The 13,991-nt window shown below is 44.4% G+C and carries 11 protein-coding genes; 10 read left to right on the top strand and 1 reads right to left on the bottom strand.

Annotated features, from left to right (window positions below):
• The first annotated feature begins 160 nt into the window (after positions 1-160).
• From QF049_RS08575 to QF049_RS08565, 3 genes are read left to right on the top strand one after another with little or no spacing between them, the layout of a single operon-like run.
• Positions 161-1,015: an ABC transporter permease gene (locus QF049_RS08575; RefSeq protein ID WP_307543144.1), complete on the top strand. Its 855-nt coding sequence runs from the start codon at positions 161-163 to the stop codon at positions 1,013-1,015.
• A 27-nt stretch (positions 1,016-1,042) separates the two neighbouring features.
• Complete coding sequence (locus QF049_RS08570; RefSeq protein WP_091030502.1) at positions 1,043-1,972, top strand: carbohydrate ABC transporter permease; 930 nt, start codon at positions 1,043-1,045, stop codon at positions 1,970-1,972.
• 20 nt (positions 1,973-1,992) lie between these two features.
• Entirely contained in the window at positions 1,993-3,651 is a 1,659-nt protein-coding gene (locus QF049_RS08565; protein ID WP_373428225.1) for an ABC transporter substrate-binding protein, read from the top strand.
• Between the two features lie 232 nt (positions 3,652-3,883).
• Here the strand turns inward: QF049_RS08565 and QF049_RS08560 are convergent, their stop codons facing one another.
• Positions 3,884-5,026 carry a family 8 glycosyl hydrolase gene (locus tag QF049_RS08560; protein ID WP_307536546.1) on the bottom strand — a complete coding sequence of 381 codons (1,143 nt, stop codon included), beginning with the start codon at positions 5,024-5,026 and terminating at the stop codon, positions 3,884-3,886.
• 289 nt (positions 5,027-5,315) lie between these two features.
• On the opposite strand from QF049_RS08560, the gene QF049_RS08555 reads away from it, so the two are divergent.
• From QF049_RS08555 to QF049_RS08525, 7 genes are all read left to right on the top strand, one after another.
• A complete protein-coding gene (locus QF049_RS08555) occupies positions 5,316-6,593 on the top strand; it encodes an SGNH/GDSL hydrolase family protein (protein WP_307536543.1) in 1,278 nt (425 codons plus the stop codon).
• 41 nt (positions 6,594-6,634) lie between these two features.
• On the top strand, positions 6,635-7,408 hold the full coding sequence (locus QF049_RS08550) for an alpha/beta hydrolase (RefSeq protein ID WP_307536541.1): 774 nt from the start codon (positions 6,635-6,637) through the stop codon (positions 7,406-7,408).
• A gap of 71 nt (positions 7,409-7,479) precedes the next feature.
• Positions 7,480-8,115 carry a glycoside hydrolase family 11 protein gene (locus tag QF049_RS08545; RefSeq protein WP_091016268.1) on the top strand — a complete coding sequence of 212 codons (636 nt, stop codon included), beginning with the start codon at positions 7,480-7,482 and terminating at the stop codon, positions 8,113-8,115.
• Positions 8,116-8,248: 133 nt separating this feature from the next.
• Positions 8,249-9,088: a formylglycine-generating enzyme family protein gene (locus QF049_RS08540; RefSeq protein ID WP_307536539.1), complete on the top strand. Its 840-nt coding sequence runs from the start codon at positions 8,249-8,251 to the stop codon at positions 9,086-9,088.
• 350 nt (positions 9,089-9,438) lie between these two features.
• Positions 9,439-10,554 carry a response regulator transcription factor gene (locus tag QF049_RS08535; RefSeq protein ID WP_307536537.1) on the top strand — a complete coding sequence of 372 codons (1,116 nt, stop codon included), beginning with the start codon at positions 9,439-9,441 and terminating at the stop codon, positions 10,552-10,554.
• A gap of 4 nt (positions 10,555-10,558) precedes the next feature.
• Complete coding sequence (locus QF049_RS08530) at positions 10,559-12,340, top strand: sensor histidine kinase (RefSeq protein WP_307536536.1); 1,782 nt, start codon at positions 10,559-10,561, stop codon at positions 12,338-12,340.
• Positions 12,341-12,353: 13 nt separating this feature from the next.
• Positions 12,354-13,895, top strand: coding sequence for a response regulator (locus QF049_RS08525; protein WP_307536534.1), 1,542 nt, complete (start codon positions 12,354-12,356; stop codon positions 13,893-13,895).
• The last annotated feature ends 96 nt before the right edge of the window (positions 13,896-13,991 follow it).

Below are 13,991 nucleotides of genomic sequence, written 5' to 3'. Positions count from 1 at the left end.
GAGTTGCAGTTCAGCACGATTTGGAGCCAAGAATGGGGGGATGATTCTGAGAACCACAATGACCAGTGAATCAAAGTCCGTGGAGAAACCAAGTAAACCGTTTGCCTTGAAGCAAGCATTATCCAGAAGCTGGAGGCGACATTGGCAGCTGTATCTGCTGATCCTGCCACCGATTGCTTACTTTATTATTTTCAAGTATGTACCCATGGTGAATGCGGTCCTGGCATTTAAAGATTACAACGTCATCAAGGGGATCTGGGGCAGTCCGTGGGCCGGAACCAAGTATTTCGAATTACTTTTTCAGAATCCGGCGTTTGTCATGCTGATCAAGAACACGCTCTACATTTCGTTTTACAGCCTGATCGTTGGTTTCCCGATTCCTATATTACTGGCGCTGGCGCTGAACGAAATCAAAAACATACGATTCAAAAAAACAGTACAAATGGTGACGTATGCTCCATATTTCATCTCTACCGTTGTTATGGTCTCCATCATTATGCTCTTTCTGTCTCCTAGGCTGGGTATTGTCAACACGATTGCAGGTGCCCTTGGTTTCGAAGGGGTGAATTTTCTCGGTGAGCCTGGACTGTTTCGATCCATCTATGTATTCTCTGATGTGTGGCAGGGAATGGGGTACTCCGCTGTGATATATCTGGCTGCTCTGGCAGGTGTTGATCCATCCCTATATGAAGCCGCCAAAGTGGACGGAGCCAACCGAATACAGAAAATCATCAATGTTGATCTGCCTGGACTACTTCCGGCAGCCGTCATCATTCTGATCCTGAGTGTAGGGAATATCATGGCTGTTGGGTTCGAAAAAATATATTTGCTGCAAAATCCGCTCAACCTGTCTGCTTCGGAGATCATCTCCACGTATGTCTATAAAATAGGATTGCTGAATGCCAATTACAGCTTCGCTACTGCGGTTGGCCTGTTCAACTCGGTGATTAACCTGATTCTGCTATTAATCGTAAACGCGGTCGCCAAGCGACTGTCCAATACAAGCTTATGGTAACGGGAGCGAAAGGAGGAGAACCAACCCATGCCTAACACACAGACAAATGCAGGTCGTTCGCGGATCAAGAGCAGCAGTACGATTCGTGAATCCTGGGGAGACCGCGTATTTATAACGGTTGTTTACTTCATGCTGACAGTGGTGCTGATTGCCGTGCTGTATCCCTTGATATATATTGTGAGTTCTTCGCTCAGCAGCCCTGCTGCCGTCTCCTCGGGAAAAGTCTGGTTGTGGCCCATTGACCTGACGTTTGACGGTTACAAGTCTGTATTGCGGAATGATCAAGTCCTTACCGGTTATGCCAATTCCCTTTTTTATACAGCCTGCGGCACCTTCATCAGCGTGGCACTGACCATTATGATTGCTTATCCATTATCCAAAAAAACGTTTGTTGGTCGCAGCTCGTTAATGATGTTTATTACCTTCACCATGCTGTTCTCGGGCGGTTTGATCCCTACCTATCTGGTGGTCAAAACCATGGGACTGATTGATACCCGCTGGGCGTTGCTGATTCCCAATGCCGTCTGGGTATGGCAAGTCATCATTGCCCGTACCTTTTTTCAGAATTCGATACCGGAAGAATTGTCCGAAGCAGCAGACATCGATGGCTGCAGTGACATCCGGTTTATCTTCAGTATTATCCTGCCACTCGCCAAACCGATTATCGCCGTGTTGTCACTTATGTACGCAGTCGGTCAGTGGAATGCATACTTTGACGCCCTCATCTATCTGAAATCACAGTCGCTCTATCCGCTACAGCTGATATTGCGCAGTATTCTTATTCTGAACAGCAGTACGGGGAACATGGATGCATCGGAAATGATCAAACAGCAGCAGATGGCTGAACTCATGAAGTACTCGTTAATTGTGATGGCCAGCTTGCCGGTGCTAATCATCTATCCTTTTGTTCAACGGTATTTCGTGCAAGGCATGTTGATTGGCTCAGTCAAAGGATAAGTTCATTTTTTCTATTATTCATGAAGGAGAGGATTGTATTGAAAAAAGCGGGATTCATCATTCTTGCCTGTATGCTGTTTACCTCGTTGGTACTTGCCGGATGTTCAAGTTCTGATAAGGGGAACGAGGAAGGCAGCGATCCATCAGGCAAGACGGCCATTAATGTGTTTGCCCACCAGGGTTCGGATACCAACCTGTCCACTAATAAATTCACGAAGAAAATGGAAGAGAAGTTTGATATTCAGTTCAACTGGACTACGGTTCCATTCGACGGTGCAGCGGAGAAAAGACAGATTTCACTGGCTTCCGGTGATTATCCGGACTTGTATCTGCTCATCCCTTGGGTAGATCGTTTCTCCCAGACAGACTTGTTGAAGTTTGGTCAGCAGGGGGTTATTTTGCCGCTGAATGATCTGATTGAGGAGCATGCTCCCAATATTAAAAAAGTGCTTGAAAGCAATGACTATTATCGGGCCATGAACACTGCTCCCGACGGAAATATCTATGGTCTGACGGGTCTGAATGAATGTTTTCACTGTTCATACCCGAACAAGATGTGGGTCAACACCAAATGGATGGAACAACTGGGCCTGACCGAACCCACGACGACAGAAGAATTTAAGGAAATGCTTCGGGCATTTAAAACGAAAGACCCGAACGGGAACGGTAAAGCCGACGAAGTACCGCTAAGCGGTTCGACTGAAAATTTCGGTGTGCACATTATTCCGTACTTGATGAACGGTTTTATCTATGACGACGATCGGAATTATCTCATTGTCAATCAGGGGAAAGTGGAGACCGTAGTGAACAAACCGGAGTGGAAAGAAGGGCTTGCCTATATTAAATCCCTGTACGATGAAGGGTTGATTGATCCAGGGGCATTTACCCAAAACGTCGGGGCCTTCAAAAAAATTGGCGATAACGCTGATGCACAGCTTCTCGGTGCGGGAGCAGCGATGCATCCATCATTATTCGTAACCACTGCCGAAGGTTCTCCTTACGGAAATGATTACAATCCCATCCCTCCATTGAAGGGACCCCATGCTGCTTATGCTACGTACAACTATCCGATTGATCCCGGAGCGTCCTTTGTACTGACAAACAAAGCCAGTGAGGAAACGCAGATCGCGGCCATAAAGCTGCTGGATTATATCTATACCCAGGAAGGAACCATGGCATCATATTTGGGAGAAGAGGGCGTAAGCTGGCGCAAACCACAAGAAGGAGAAGTGGCGCTCAATGATCAGATTGAGCCGTTATATAAAGCCATTCCTCTTCCTTCTGGAGAAGAACCTCGTAATGACAGTTGGGCTGCATTGAGTCAGTACAATCATTATCAGGCATATCGGGACTCCGAAGTACAGGGGACAGACATCTATGCCAATGATGGTGGTGAGCGACGTCTTTATGAGGCGACATTGTTAATGGAGGGCAAGGAACCAAAAGAGATTTTCCCTCATTGGGCATTGTGGGTAGATCCGTCCCAAGCTGATGAAGCCAGCATGATGCAGACCAATCTCAAGGATTACATCGATCAGAACGCCCTGCAATTTATTACAGGCGCCAAAAGTCTGGATAAGGATTGGGATGAATATGTGAAAGGCCTGGAGGGACTGAACATTAATCGATATCTGGAGATTATGCAGTCTTCCTATGATACTTCTTCTGTTTCCAAATAATTAGATAATTAAAGTATCTGAATTATATCCAGTCAGAGCGGGAAAAGTTACTGCCTGTATTTGCACAACCAAACGTTCCCGGTTCGCAGTCAACATATGCGAGCCGGGAACGTTTTTTAATTGATATAGATTAAATCGTTATATCATTGCATTCTTCTTAGAATTCTGTGATTGAACCTGTCCTGCAAGCCAAACGTTCACAGGACAGGTTCAACGGCTCGTACACATTCCCTTAGTACATGCGATATCGTCCGCTTAGAGCCAGCATGCTGAAAAAATACAGGCAATTGTCGTAATAACGTCGCTCACCCTGACGCAGAGGTGTGTTCCAGAACTTACGAACGAATGTGTCAGCATGTGGACCGTCCGCAGCAAGTGAAGCCATGGCATTGGTAGCCAGCAAACCTACAGGATGCAGTGAAGGTTCGTCGAAAGGTTCACCTTCTATTGTATAACGACGATAATCGGACATTTCAATATCACTGAAGAAGGATTGAATCCGGTTGGATTGCTCGATCTGCCAGTGATCCTTGCGGAACCATTCCCAGTCCAGCGCAATATTTGCAGCAGTACGATATGCATCACTGTAAAAATGCCTGAAATCCCCATGTGGCTGTATTGGAGCCGGAGAGCCGTCATAATTCGCATATTCAGGTGAAAGTCCGGTTACGGGGTGGCAGGCTGTATGCAGATAAGTCCGACTAGCTTCCGCCGCTTCTTTCCAAAAAGCCTGATCTTCTTCATCCGCATATTTCGCGAATAGTTCATAAAAATGAGGCAGATGGTAGGATGGGTCGCTAAACGGTGTTTCTGGAATGAATTTGATCAGTTTTGTTTTCGGGTCCCACATGGGGTCACCTTCGCCGTCTTCGCCCTGATGTATACATGCACGAAGGATCTTGCGGGCTTGTGTCTTGTAATCATAAGGTTCAGCGCCATCGCCCCAGCGGTTGGACGCAAAAAAAAGCGCCATGGCAAAAAACTCTTCACCATCAGGAGCAGGTCCTTGCGAGAGCCGGGTACCGTCAGGCTTGCAATGCCAAGCGAAGTAATCTTTGTATCGACCCTCGTTATGCTGCATAAACGTGTGGGAGAAATTCCAGAGTCGATCAAATTCTTCCTTCTTGTCCATCTGAACAGCCATCATCATGCCATAAGACATGCCTTCGGAGCGAACATCGAGATTACCGGTGTCCAGCATATATCCCTTGTCCTCGCCCATCGGGTAATATATTCGAGTATTTTCATCGCCATAAAACAACTCATTCCATGTCTCTTCCAATCTGGTCGTAATTTCATTCTCATCGTAACCTAGCTTCAGAAACAGATTCTGATAAGTGCCCGTATCCAACGCGCCTTGACCCGTGATATTCATGTGTCTCCTCCTTCATCAATGCGGTTTTTCAAAATTATAACATGGAAATAGTATACAAATTAAAGCGTTTACATGAAAAATTATAGGTGTTCTAATTTGCATGTGATTGTAGTCGAATTAAAATGATATAGTGGTGGAAATCCTATAATTTGTCAGGTTGTTGTAAAATTATGTAAGGGATACACTTTGGGGGAAGGATCACACTTGATCCAATCATAGTCAAGCTGTGATCCTTTAAATGCTGTTTGAGGATGATCAGAATCTAGCCGAAAGGATGTGATGGTGATTTATGCTCCAGGATTCAGAAGATGCAGGTGAAAACACGGAATTCACTGCACCGCGCGATCCAGTCGGAGTGACAGCGTCAGCAGCCGCTATTGACTTTGAATCACATGGATATCGCGATATGATTGGCCGGTCTCTTCTGAACAAAGGGAAAAATGTCAGATTAAAACGAGCCATTGAGAAGGCAAAAAACGGCGAACCTGTTGTTATTGCTTATATTGGAGGCTCCATTACTCAAGGTGCTGGTGCAGTACCTATTCATCTCCAAAGTTATGCATACCGGTCGTATGAGTCATTCAAATTTATGTTTGCGCTTTCAAAAGATAGTCCGATTCATCTTATTAAAGCAGGTGTGGGAGGTACTCCTTCGGAATTGGGGATTGTACGTTATGATCGTGATGTCCTGAGGGGAGGTGCCGTTCAGCCGGATATTGTCATAATCGAATTCGCAGTCAATGACGCAGATGATGAAACCCAAGGTAAATGTTACGAGAGTCTGGTACTCAAAGCACTTACTGCCGATAACAAGCCAGCGGTCATCTTGTTATTCAGTGTATTCGAAAATGACTGGAATCTACAGGATCGTCTAGCTCCGGTAGGCTGGCATTATGATCTGCCCATGGTAAGTGTGAAAGATGCTGTCGTAGATCAGTTCAACAAGACAAAAGGTGAAGGCAACGTTATTTCCAAAAAGCAATTTTTCCATGATATATATCATCCAACTAACATAGGGCATCGAATTATGGCCGATTGTTTGGAATATTTGTTCGACGTGACGAATCGTTCTGAGTGGGATGAGAAAGATCATGATATTGAAAAAGCTCCGCTAATTGGAAATGAATTTGTTAATGTGAAGCTATTGGATCGGAAAAACGGCAATAATATTGCCCGAATCGATGCAGGCTCTTTTTGTAAAACGGACACGGATCTGCAGATGGCTGAGATGGATGCTCATGACTATGGTACACCTCAGTTCCCCAACAACTGGATGCGTACAGGAGAGGGAAAAGAGGATCAGAGCAGCTTTCGTATAAGTTTGCAGTGCAAACGCCTCATTCTGATCTTCAAGGATTCGGGTAACGATGAATTCGGAACTGCACATATCAAGGTAGATGGGGTATTCGTCCAAAAAGTCGATCCGCGTCAAGTGAACTGGACCCATTGCCATGCCACACTTCTGCTTAACGAAGAGCATGTGGGGGAGCACTCCATAGAGATCGAAATGGCGGAAGGTCATGAACATAAATGCTTCACCATTCTGGGTTTTGGCTATGTGGATTAACTGAAGACTGATAGTCACTCATATGTTCGGAGGAAAAGAGAATGGAATTGATCTCACCAGCAGTAACGGGATATGACCAGTATCGGGAGAATATACCACGTGGAGTCATGGAGATGGTAGAGTATCCTTCCACCACGGTTGGCAATTCCCGTAAAGCGATGGTGTACACCCCACCAAAATTTTCTTCGACAACGATGTATCCTGTACTTTTTCTTTTGCATGGTATTGGTGGAGATGAAACCGAATGGCATACTCATGGTTCTCCCCAAATTATTCTCGATAATCTGTACAACGATAACTTGCTTGAGCCGATGGTTATTGTTTTCCCCAACGGCCGCGCAATGTCGAATGACCGAGCTGAAGGAGACCTGTTTGAACCTGAGAAAATCAAAGCATTTAAACGGTTTGAATCCGATCTGCTCAACGATTTGATACCTTACATGGAGTTGAACTACCCTTTGCATAAAAGCCGGGATAAAAGGGCGATTGCTGGTTTATCCATGGGTGGAGGTCAATCCTTAAATATCGGATTAAGTAATCTAGACCATTTTGCATGGATCGGTGCTTTCTCCGCAGCCCCAAACACCAGAAGTCCGGAGCTGCTTGTCCCTGATCTTTCGAAAGCGCCTTCATTACTCTGGCTGTTATGGATCTCTTGCGGTGAACAGGACAATCTTATAGAGATTAGTCTTGGGGTTCACCAATATTTGGCGCAACACGGAGTACCTCACATTTGGCATGAGGAAAGTGGAGGACATGATTGGCCCGTATGGAAGAACGATCTGTATCTGTTTTCGCAACGTCTTTTCAAGTGAATTTGCTGAAGAACATTCATATCGGATTGTAGCATCAACCAAATCTATTAAAATATCAGGAGGTATTATCTATGTTCAAATTTAGCAAAAAATTGTTAACCGTTGTTCTTGCAGCTTCCATGAGTTTTGGTGTCTTCGCAGCAACATCGAGCGCAGCAACAGATTATTGGCAAAATTGGACAGATGGCGGAGGAACGGTCAACGCCGTGAATGGATCGGGCGGGAATTACAGCGTGAATTGGCAAAATACCGGGAACTTTGTTGTCGGGAAAGGGTGGACATACGGTACACCTAATCGAGTAGTCAATTACAATGCTGGTGTATTTTCTCCATCAGGTAACGGATATCTGACCTTCTATGGCTGGACAAGAGGCGCACTCATTGAATACTACGTGGTGGATAGCTGGGGAACATATCGTCCGACTGGCACGTACAAGGGCTCAATGACTAGTGATGGTGGCACATATGACATCTATACAACGATGAGATACAATGCACCTTCCATTGATGGTACGCAGACTTTCCCTCAGTATTGGAGTGTTAGACAGTCCAAGAGACCAACTGGTGTCAATTCTACCATTACGTTCAGCAATCATGTGAATGCGTGGGCGAGCAAAGGGATGTACCTTGGAAATAGTTGGTCCTATCAGGTAATGGCAACGGAAGGTTATCAAAGCAGCGGAAGCGCTAACGTGACGGTTTGGTAAAAATGATGTGATGCAGTTCAACGTCTGCACCTGAATTGGAATTCAATTTTCCGGTAGCGTTGAGTAACGTTATTCTTCAGACTAACGGACCTCGACGCTGCCGGATTTAAGCTTAGTAAAGGAGAATAATTGAATGAGGAAGCTGGTATGGTTAACTTTAATCGCTATAGTTGTTAGTCTAAGTGCTTGTTCATCAAGTAATACCAAATTAAACGATGACTTGGTATTCGTCGAAGGGGGAGCCTTCAAGAGCAGTAAGCCGAGTCAGATTGATAAAAATGAAACGCTGGATTCCTTCTATATTGGCAAATACGAAGTGACTCAAAAAGAATGGATGGAGGTTATGGGGGAAAACCCTTCTGGCTTCAAGGGAGATGACCTGCCTGTTGAAATGGTCAGCTGGTATGACGCAGTGGAATACTGTAACCAAAAAAGTATAAAAGAAAACCTGAAACCTTATTACAATATAGACAAGGATAATCAGGACACGAATAATCACAATGAAAACGACAATATAAAATGGAATGTAACGATCAACGAGGATGCCAATGGTTACCGCTTACCCACAGAGGCAGAATGGGAATACGCTGCAAGCGGAGGTCAAAAGAGCTTAAATTACACATACAGCGGAAGTAATAATCCTGATGAAGTTGCTTGGTACTGGGTAAATGCCGGGGACAACATTTTGACAGGTGACTGGAGCTGGCCCGCTATTGAGAGCAACCGTAATCAAACCAAAAAAGTCGGAACTCAGAAGGCGAATGAGTTAGGAATCTATGATATGTCTGGGAATGTGAGAGAATGGTGCTGGGACTGGTACAGTGATTCGGAGAGTCCCAATCAATCCTGGCGAGTTGTAAAAGGCGGAGGCTGGATTGGCGGTGTCAATAACAATGAGATATCATTCCGCGGCAAATTTGATGCAAATGGTTTTGGTCCCGATCAAGGATTACGTATTGTACGTGGAGAATAAAATGCCCTGCTTGTTAGTGGATTACTTCTGAACTCGACCTATAATTTGTCGGGTGAAAACCTATAGTTTATCAGGTTGTTGTACAAAAATGTAAGCGTTACACTTGTATTGTCATCCCGGCGCTTCGTTATAATCGGAGCGTTCTTATAGTTAGTTCGGTCTGATAGATACATTTTTATGTTATTGATTAATGACGAGGAGACTGGTAGAAATCTCATTCTACAAGTTGTGCGAGCAGACAACATTCCTGCTGTTGTTCTGCTGTTTAGCGTTTTCAGTACAACTGGAATCTACCTATAGATATAGATAAAATACATGCAGCTGATCAAGGATAAAAGAGAGGTGAGCTAATGTACAAGGTCATTGTCGCGGATGATGAGCCGTTTATGCTAGAAGGATGGAGAACGATGATTGACTGGGGAGCTTGTGGATATGAACTCTGCGGGACGGCCACGGATGGGGAGGAAGCACTTGCTTTGTTCAACTCGGTTGAACCGGATCTTGTCGTCACTGATATTCAAATGCCTGTTATGGATGGTCTCGGTTTGATTCACACCTTGCGAGAAGATCTCGCTTATACCTCTAAAATTGTTATCGTTACAGGATACTCCGATTTTAATTACGCGAAGCAAGCCATACGGTATCAGGTCGATCAGTATGTGCTTAAACCTCTTGTTCCCGAGGAAATTCATCAAATCCTTATGGAAATGATTGAACCTCTGGACAAACGCAGAAATGAGCAAAAACAGCAAAATGGAGTCATGGTTACAGATGAAGCCTATGAAAATCATCTTAATGAATATCGAATAAGCGCAGAATATGATTTAGAGCAAATGATGAACATCTCCAAAGAGATCTTGGGGTTGATTGAAGCAGAAAACACGTATTCCATCGATATTGCAGTGAGTGGACTGTTAGAGAAGAGTGAGAAAGCAGAGGTTTCGTTGGAATGGATACATCATGTCATTCGATATATCCATGGGGAGTTGCTACGAAAATATGGAAAAAGAGAGGGTTGCAGAGAAATACTATGTGAAAAAGAATGGCATGAGGCTGCGAGTTGGTCTTCCGGCACATTGCAAGACCTGTGTGTTCGACTGTCCAAGCAACTTTCCCAGTCTGAATTGAAGCAAAAGACGGGTACGGGAGGACTGGTTGCAGAAGCAGTGAATGAATTGAAGCAACACTATCGAAGTAAAATTAAATTACAAGATGTAGCTAATCGTATTCACGTGAATTCTGCCTACCTGGGTCAACAGTTCAAGCGGGAGATGGGGGTCAGTTTCAGTGACTATGTGCACCAGCTACGTGTTGAGGAGGCCCGTAAACTCCTGCGACGTACCAATATGAAGATCACTGACATTGCATTCAGGCTAGGATATCATGATGCTGAATATTTCACCCAAAAGTTCAGAGCGCATACAGGGGAACTTCCGTCAGTCTATAAAAACAAAAACCAAGGGTGATCATATGCGTCATAAATTCTGGATGTTCCGTAAGGTTAATGATATTCCTCTCCGATCCAAATTTCTGCTTATTTATGTACTTAGTATTCTCCTTCCTGTAATAACAATTAATATCTTCTTTTATCAACGAACCTCTGCGGATATCAAGATTAGAGAACAGGAAAATCTGCGCAAATCCATCGACAGGGCTGCGGGGGAACTGCTAGGCATGATTGATGAGAGCGTTGCCCTGAGCCGAATTATTGCAGCAGACGATTCGCTCTATGAGGCACTGGATCGGACCTATCACTCCCCCGTGGATTATTACAACGTCTACCATGCATTCCTGCGAGATAAATTAACACGGTACATGTCAGCGAATATTCTGGAGGTGCGTATCTATACGGATAACGATACCATTCAGACGGGCAGTCATTATATTGTAATGAAAGACAAGAATGTACTCCCTGGATTGAAACAGCTGGAATCCACCAGTGGAGGCATTCTTGTCGTTGATTATATTGAGCCATCCGGATTTAACGCGGGAAGAAGAATCAGTGTGATTGGCAAAATGGATACCTATACTTCCTATGCCAATTACAACAAGTATTCCAAGATTGATCTGGAACTTAGCCGGGTGTATAGCATTTTAAATCGTGAATCAGACAGTCTTCAGCTGCGTCTGGTGGACAGCAACAATCGAACTGTCGTTTCAAGTGGGGAATTCAGCGAAACCGACTTATCCCCCCTTGATAATGAATCAATACTCAAGGAATCTGGCAGTTCTGCTTACACGCTCGAAAAATCGTTGGGGAATCTAGCCTACCTAAAGGGTTGGAAATTGATTGGAGTTGCCGATACGCGTCACCTTGACCACCTTTTGCAAGAAGCCTTTAAATCAATTCTGGGGTTGCTCGCATTAAGTATCGTGGTCCCTTCTGTATTGATCTACATTATTTTGCGTTCCTATCACTATCGGATTCGCAAGCTATCCAGACATATGGAGAAGGTTCGTAACGAACGATTCGATCTGATTGAAATTCACGAAGGCCGCGACGAAATTGGTGGGCTTATTCGTACATTTAACATCATGATTGGTAAAATTCATACGCTGATTAATGACGTATATAAACTGGAAATCCGTCAAAAAGATCTGGAGCTGGATCAAGTGAGGACTGAATTGTCCATGCTCCAGAGTCAGATGAATCCCCATTTTTTATTTAACACATTAAATGCCTTGCTGGTCGTCAGTACAAAGAATGGATATACGGAAGTAATTGAGATTATTAAAAGTCTGTCCAAACTGATGAGACAGTTGCTCAGTCATTCTGACAATCTGATTCCTTTGAAAGAAGAGCTGCAATTTACGAATCTTTATCTCCAGATTGAGAAGTTTCGCTTTGGAGAGCTGTTTGATTACACCTTCGAGGTTGATCCTGATGCAGCTTCGTTGCTCATTCCCCGCATGAGTATTCAACCGCTCGTTGAAAATGCCTGCAAACACGGCTTGCAGGCGCGAAAAAATGGAAGACAGATCAAGATAACGGCGAGACGAAATGCTTCTGAACTGGTTATTCAGGTGATCGATAATGGAATCGGTATGGATGCAGGGAGACTAACCGAGCTCCTGAGAGATATTCGTTCTGAAAGACCCAGGAACGGCGAGCATGTAGGACTCCGCAATGTCTACCGCAGGTTGGAACTCTTTTATGAAGGAAATGCGATATTTGATCTAAGCAGTGTACCTGGAAAGGAAACCATTGCAGGGTACCGTATACCGATCTCCAAGCTGGAACAGAGGAAATAGGAGGTGAACTCTCATGTATAAAGTACTGTTAGTCGATGATGAACCGTATGCCATTGAAGGGTTACAGCTTCTGATCAATTGGGAAAAACATGGTTTCGAAATCAGAGGTGTGTGCGCCAACGGTGAGGAAGCCATTCGGATGATGGAACAAGATCGACCTGATCTCGTGGTGACAGACATTCGTATGCCTGTGATGAATGGGCTGGAACTTGTAGAAGAAGCACGACGATTGGAACATGAGTCTGTGCTGTTTGTCATCACGAGTGGATACAGTGACTTTAATTATGCCAGACAAGCTATTCGATTAGGTGTCTCCAACTATCTAACCAAACCGGTTGACAGTACAGAAGCAGAGGATATTTTGGTCCGTCTCCGTATGCAATTGCAGGAGCGTGAAAACCAGGAGCGTATAATGGAACATGCAAACGAGCAAAGGATCAAAGCGTTTTTGTCTGCACTGATTAAGGATAAGCAAAATATATCGGAGGAGGAGTTGTCAGAGATCCTTCCTCGTTTAAACAAGTCCCATTGGGCATACCTGCGGATAGCCTTTCAGGGAGATATTCAGGAAGTCTGTTCAGTAGCCGAACAAACGGCTGAAGAAACAACTTGCTGTTATGTGATAGACAGAACAAGAGACTCATTGGGACTTGTATGGGGGGAGGAAACGAATGATAGAAATGAGACATTTGAAGCAATTAAAACTTTTACCCAGCGTTTGATGAACAATATGCAACATAACGGCTGCGAAGAAATTCATATTGCGGTTGGATTAACGGTCAACAAACTGGAGCATTTACCTGAATCCTTCCACTCCGCTCAGGAAGTTGGGCGTTATTTGTTTTTTAACCAAGAGCGTCTTTTGTTTGCCGAAGATATTCAGCTGGAGAATTGGCAGTTTGATCCGGAAACGCTGTCAGAGGTGGACCATATTTGCGATTTGCTTGAAAACGGTACTGTAGAGGAACTCTCGTCTGCGATTCGGAGTGCTTTTGAACTGTTTGTACAGATGAAGGCTGCGCCAGAGATTGTACATATTTTCTCTACCCATATTATATTCCGCGGGTTGTCCCTGTGCAGAGAATTAGGAGGAGAACCTAATGCTCTAATGAACGAATTGGCGAGCGGAATTCTGGAGAAGGGCCATCGAAATATAGAAGAGGTTGCTAACAATCTGGAACATTTCTGTTTGCAATGCAAGTCAGAACTGGCTATTTTCCGGGAGAGGCAAATGGGTGGCATCCAGGCGACGGTTGCTGAATATGTGCAGATGCATTACAGAGAGACATTTACGATCCAGGAGCTCGCAGAACGATTCTACGTGAATCCTGTCCATTTAGGGCAATCCTTTTTGCGAAAGTATGGTAAGGGTGTAATCGAGGTAGTACATGATTTAAGAATGGAAGAAGCGAAGCGTCTGCTCCAGCAGACGAATCAAACATCAAGTGCGATTGCGGAGCAAGTTGGGTACCGCAGTTACCAGCATTTTCTCAGACACTTCGAAAAACGAACCGCCATGAAACCTGTAGAATATAGGCAAAAGTATACGAATTGATCCATGAAAAAGAAGAACCCCTCCTGAATAAGACCTACAATTACAGGGGGGTAGACCTTAAATGTATATATTTTGTAACCGCATACATTTCTTCAT

It is taken from the genome of Paenibacillus sp. W4I10 (genome assembly GCF_030816325.1).
GTDB classification, from domain to species: Bacteria; Bacillota; Bacilli; order Paenibacillales; family Paenibacillaceae; genus Paenibacillus; species Paenibacillus amylolyticus_B.
Note: the sequence above shows the minus strand (reverse complement) of the source record. Positions and strands in the feature narration are given on the sequence as shown.